This is a genomic window from Cupriavidus sp. 05T313, from assembly GCF_056396665.1.
Map to the genome: position 1 here is coordinate 1 of NZ_JBFTLX010000354.1, position 5,546 is coordinate 5,546.

The window sequence follows — 5,546 nt, forward strand, 5'->3', positions numbered from 1 at the left end:
TGCGTCGGCTGGTCTCGCGCACCACGCTTGCGTCGGCTGGTCTCGCGCACCACGCTGATGATTGCCAGCGTCGAGGCGCCAGGCAATAACGCCTGCTCCTTCGACGAGCACGAAGAGATTCTCGATGCACTGGAACAGGGCGACGCCGCCCTGGCCCAGAGCCGCATGGCGCACCACCTCGGCGCCTGCGCCGACCGCGTCCAGCCGGACGAACCGGGCAATTTCGATCTTCGCAGCGTGCTGGGTCACTCCACCTAGCAAGCTGTTCCCGCTGCCAACCCGCGGCCAAGGCCCGATTCCTGCTCATGACAACGCGTCCCCGATGAGGCGCGCTGCCGGAATCACATACCGAGAGCCCCCCCGCCCGGCAGCGTTCCCATCAAATCCAAAGGAGAGGAGACACACCCATGACTAGCGCTAGCACCACGGTGCCCACGGATCTAACCAACGAGCGGCTGCCTTCGGGCCGGCTGCTCGCGCTCGGCCTGCAGCACGTGCTGGTGATGTACGCCGGTACCGTGGCGGTGCCGCTGATCATTGGCGGCGCGCTCAAGCTGCCCAAGGACCAGCTCGCCTTCCTGATCAACGCCGACCTGTTCGCGGCGGGCCTGGCCACGCTGATCCAGGCCTTCGGCWTCTGGAAGWTCGGCATCCGCMTGCCGGTGATGATGGGCGTGACCTTCGCTTCGGTGGCGCCGATGATCGCCATCGGTTCCGATCCCAATGTCGGCCTGCTCGGCATCTACGGCGCGGTGATCGCCKCSGGGSTGTTCGGYRTSCTGRTKGCGCCGMTGATGGGGCGAATGCTCGGGCTGTTCCCGCCGGTGGTGACCGGCACGGTGATCACGCTGATCGGCGTATCGCTCATGCGGGTGGGCATCAACTGGGCGGCCGGCGGCCAGCCCACCACGCGTGCCGTGATCGACGGCGTGGTCAAGGACGTGCCGAACCTGGCGTACGGCGACCTGGGCAACCTCGGCATCGCGGCGCTGGTGCTGGTGGCGATCCTGCTGCTGAGCAAGTACGGGCGCGGCCTGATCTCCAACTGCGCGGTGCTGCTCGGCATCGTGATCGGCACGCTGGTGGCCATGGCGCTGGGCAAGGTCTCCTTCGAAGGCCTCGACGAAGCCAGCCTGATCGCGGTCATCACCCCGCTGCACTTCGGCATTCCCAAGTTCGACGTTGCCGCCACCCTGTCGATGTGCGTGGTGATGCTGATCACCCTGGTGGAATCCACCGGCATGTTCCTCGCGCTGGCCGATATCACCGGCAAGCGCCTGTCCAATGAAGACCTGACCCGCGGCCTGCGCGCCGACGGCCTGGGCACCGTGATCGGCGGCGTGTTCAACACCTTCCCCTACACTTCGTTCTCGCAGAACGTGGGCCTGGTGACCGTGACCGGCGTGCGCTCGCGCTATGTGGCGGCGGCCGGCGGCGTCATCCTGATCGCGCTGGGCCTGTTCCCGAAGATGGCGCACATCGTGGCCTCGGTACCGCAGTTCGTGCTCGGCGGCGCCGGCATCGTGATGTTCGGCATGGTGGCCGCGACCGGCATCCGCATCCTTGGCTCCTGCGATTTCAACCGCAACCGCTTCAACCTGTTCATCGTCGCCATCTCGATCGGCTTCGGCATGATCCCGACACTGGCGCCGACCTTCTTCCAGTACCTGCCCAAGTGGACCGACCCGTTCACCCATAGCGGCATCGTGCTGGGGACCATCGTGGCGGTGGTGCTCAACGTCTTCTTCAACGGCATCCAGTCGCGCGAAGAGGCGATGCGCAACGCCGCTGCCAATACGCACGGCACGGAATAAGTCCTGCCGGCGGCGGCCGGCACAGTCTTCCTGAAGAATCATGACCCTGATGACAAGCAACAACTATCCACGCGATCTGATCGGTTACGGCAGCCAGCCGCCGCACGCCCGCTGGCCGGGCGGCGCACGCCTTGCGCTGCAGTTCGTCCTGAACTACGAAGAGGGCGGCGAGAACAACGTGCTGCACGGCGATGCCGGCTCCGAGCAGTTCCTGTCGGAGATCATCGGCGCGGCGGCCTACCCCGACCGCCACATGAGCATGGAGGGCGTGTACGAGTACGGGTCGCGCGCCGGGGTCTGGCGCATCCTGCGCGAGTTCGAGCAGCGCGGGCTGCCGCTGACCATCTTCGGCGTGTCGATGGCGCTGCAGCGCCATCCCGAACTGACCCGGGCGTTCGTCGAACTCGGCCATGAGATCGCCTGCCACGGCTGGCGCTGGATCCATTACCAGGGCATGGACGAAGCCACCGAGCGCGAGCACATGCGCATCGGCATGCAGATCATCGAGGAACTGACCGGCTCGCTGCCGCTGGGCTGGTACACCGGCCGCGACAGCCCCAACACGCGCCGCCTGGTGGTGGAACACGGCGGCCTGCTGTACGACTCGGACTACTACGGGGACGACCTGCCCTTCTGGACCGAGGTGGAAGTCACCGGCGGCGAGAAGAAGCCCCACCTGGTGGTGCCCTATACGCTCGACTCCAACGACATGCGCTTCGCCACGCCGCAAGGCTTCAACACCGGCGAGCAGTTCTACCAGTACCTGAAGGACGCCTTCGACGTGCTCTACGCCGAAGGCGACCCGCAGGGGCTGGACCGGCCCAAGATGCTTTCGGTCGGCATGCACTGCCGCCTGCTGGGCCGGCCGGGGCGCATGCGCGGGCTGCAGCGCTTCCTCGACTACGTGCAGGGCCACGACAAGGTCTGGATCTGCCGGCGCGTGGACATCGCGCGCCACTGGGCCGAGACCCATCCCTACTCCGCAAAGAACCGCGCCTGAGCCAATCGACCAGGCGACCAAGCGACAAGCCAATCCATGAGCAATACCTACTCCCTAGATCAACTCAATGCCCTGCCGGCCGCCGACTTTGTCCAGGTGCTCGGCGGCATCTATGAACACTCTCCGTGGGTGGCCGAAGCCGCCGCCACGCAGCGCCCCTTCACCAACGCCGCCACCCTGGCCGATGCCATGCGCGCCATCGTGGACGGCGCCGGCGACGCCGCCCAGATCAGGCTGGTGCGCGCCCACCCGGAGCTCGCCGGCAAGGCCGCCGTGCGCGGCGAGCTGACCGCCGAATCGACCCGCGAGCAAAGCGGTGCCGGCCTCGATCAATGCTCCGCCGAGGAATTCGAGCAGCTGCAAGCGTTCAACCGCCGCTATAACGAGAAATTCGGTTTTCCTTTCATCCTGGCCGTACGCGGCTATAACCGCGCCGGCATCATCGGCGAGTTCGCAAGGCGCGTGGAAAACGATCCGGCCGCGGAGTTGCAAACTTGCATCAACCAGATCCATCGGATTGCACAGTTCCGCCTGAACGACTTAGTATCCGGCTGAGCCAAAAAAAGGCAGTTTGCGTTACCCCTTACCGATGTAGCAGGCAGTGCCCGGGCCGAGCCGGCAACACCCTAGCCCAGGGCATGCCAGTAGCAAACAAAACGAATAGAACCCGTCAGGGACCCAGTACACAAAGAACGCAACGGATCAACCACGGAGAACTCACCAATGCAGAAGCAGATCACGCCGGCCCTCAAGCTGGCAGCGACGGCCGCCGCCCTTTTCAGCGGCGCGGCCATGGCGCAATCCAGTGTCACGCTGTACGGCCAGGCCGACATGTTCGTTGGCGGCGTCAAGAACGTCGGCGCGGCCGACCGCGCCTATGTCGCCAATTCGGGCGGCATGCAAACCTCGTACTGGGGTATCAAGGGCACCGAAGACCTCGGTAGCGGCACCAAGGCCATCTTCGACCTGAACGGTTTCTTCCGCACCGACACCGGCAGGCAGGGCCGCTTCGACGGCGACTCGATGTTCAGCCGCAATGCCTTCGTGGGCCTGCAAAACGACAAGCTGGGCGCGCTCAAGCTGGGCCGCAACACCACGCCCTACTTCGTGTCGACCATCCTGTTCAACCCGCTGATCGACTCCTACGTGTTCTCGCCGATGGTGTTCCACACCTACTTCGGCGCCGCCACCGCCAACGTGGCCGACCCGGGCATCATCGGCGATTCGGGCTGGAACAACTCGCTGCTGTACAGCACGCCGAACTTCGGCGGCCTGACCGCCAACGTGATCTACTCCTTCGGCGAGAAAGCAGGTTCGACCGGCCAGAACAAGTGGGGCGGCAACCTGATGTACTTCAACGGCCCGTTCGCTGCCACGCTGGCCTTCCAGCAAGTCAAGTTCGACAGCACGCCGGGTGACGTCACCGCTTCGGCCAATCCGATGCTGGTTGGCTTCAGCAAGCAGAACGCGGTGCAGGGCGGCTTGAGCTACGACTTCAAGGTCGTCAAGCTGTTCGCGCAAGGCCAGTACATCAAGACCGAGCTCAACAACAACCCCAACGGCGACATCAAGCACGCCAACGGCCAGGTCGGCCTTTCGGTGCCCATCGGCGCCGGCAACGTCCTGGCGTCTTACGCCTATGACAAGACCGAGAACTCGGTCGCGAACTTCAAGCGCAACACGGTGGCGGTCGCTTACGACTACAACCTGTCCAAGCGCACCGACGTCTACGCCGCCTACTTCTACGACAAGATCACCAGCCTGTCGCACGGCGACACCTTCGGTGTAGGCGTGCGTCACAAGTTCTGACGCTTGCCTTGACTTGTCAACGGGAATTGAAGACCCGCCCTGGTGGCGGGTTTTTTATTGCCTGCCGGCTATGGTGCCGGACTCCCCCGATCCGGCCTGCGAGCGCCTTGCCCCTGGTCCAGGGCCCGTGAAGTTCATGAGTCACCCCAAGGGATATCAATCCCCCAGCCCCGAAAGCACCTGGCGGCTCCGCCTCTTTGCCGCAGACCGCCCAGGCCAGTAAAGGTCATCGATATTTCGCGCTGCAGCATGGATATGCTGCAGCGCGATAGGGACAGGCTACCGGCGATTGAGGATCGAAAGTCGCTGCTTAATAGTCCGATTCAATTGGCGGGGCTGCCGATGCCTGCCTAGATTTAGGTTCCAGGCAACAAGACGGCAACGGACGAGGTGACACATGCGTCGTGATGCAAAGACCCGGTCGGAGTTGATGGCCATCCTGAACCAGTTCCTGAACAACAATCCGGAGTGCGGCGAATGCGAGCTCCACGCCATGCGTGGGCACCAACCCGACCACACCGGTTGCAACTGGAGCGCGGAAGTCGATTTTCCGCGCGAGCCCGATGATCACCTGCCCACCCGGCTGGCAGCGGCGAAGTCCATCATCGTCGTGATGCGGGAGCAGTACAACCTGCTGCAGTAGCTAAGAAAGCACAGCTTTTCCGGGCCGGCGGAACTGCAGGACAAGCCGGTCACAAAAAACGGGGCTCCCAAGGAGCCCCGTTTTCATTGCGCGATGCCTGGCGGCATGTGCGCTCCCAGCGGCGGCATTGCTGCGCCGCCGCACCGCGGATCAACGCGCCGCGTTGGCTTCCGCCACCGCTACCGCCGTCATATTGACGATGCGGCGCGTGGTGGCTTGCGGGTTGAGGATGTGCACCGGCTTGGCCGCGCCCAGCAGGATCGGACCAATGGTGACACCC

7 protein-coding genes are annotated in these 5,546 nt (G+C 64.5%); 6 read left to right on the top strand and 1 reads right to left on the bottom strand.

Annotation, left to right across the window (positions count from 1 at the left end; all coding sequences use genetic code 11):
* From AC1DKD_RS38510 to AC1DKD_RS38535, 6 genes are all read left to right on the top strand, one after another.
* A partial coding sequence (locus AC1DKD_RS38510) for an FCD domain-containing protein (RefSeq protein WP_477144503.1) occupies window positions 1-258 on the top strand: 258 nt, incomplete at its 5' end.
* 149 nt (window positions 259-407) lie between these two features.
* Window positions 408-1,814 (top strand): nucleobase:cation symporter-2 family protein, encoded by a 1,407-nt coding sequence (locus tag AC1DKD_RS38515; protein ID WP_477144504.1) that lies wholly within the window; start codon window positions 408-410, stop codon window positions 1,812-1,814.
* A gap of 49 nt (window positions 1,815-1,863) precedes the next feature.
* Window positions 1,864-2,814, top strand: a complete 951-nt coding sequence (puuE, locus tag AC1DKD_RS38520; RefSeq protein ID WP_441628180.1) for an allantoinase PuuE — start codon at window positions 1,864-1,866, stop codon at window positions 2,812-2,814.
* 36 nt (window positions 2,815-2,850) lie between these two features.
* On the top strand, window positions 2,851-3,369 hold the full coding sequence (gene uraD / locus AC1DKD_RS38525) for a 2-oxo-4-hydroxy-4-carboxy-5-ureidoimidazoline decarboxylase (protein WP_441628152.1): 519 nt from the start codon (window positions 2,851-2,853) through the stop codon (window positions 3,367-3,369).
* 168 nt (window positions 3,370-3,537) lie between these two features.
* The gene (locus AC1DKD_RS38530) at window positions 3,538-4,623 is read left to right on the top strand and encodes a porin (protein WP_441628154.1); all 1,086 of its coding nucleotides are present in this window, start codon (window positions 3,538-3,540) and stop codon (window positions 4,621-4,623) included.
* Window positions 4,624-5,020: 397 nt separating this feature from the next.
* A complete protein-coding gene (locus AC1DKD_RS38535) occupies window positions 5,021-5,266 on the top strand; it encodes a hypothetical protein (protein WP_035859483.1) in 246 nt (81 codons plus the stop codon).
* A 150-nt stretch (window positions 5,267-5,416) separates the two neighbouring features.
* Here the strand turns inward: AC1DKD_RS38535 and AC1DKD_RS38540 are convergent.
* On the bottom strand, window positions 5,417-5,546 hold a 130-nt coding region (locus AC1DKD_RS38540), incomplete at its 5' end, for a phosphate acyltransferase (RefSeq protein ID WP_477144505.1).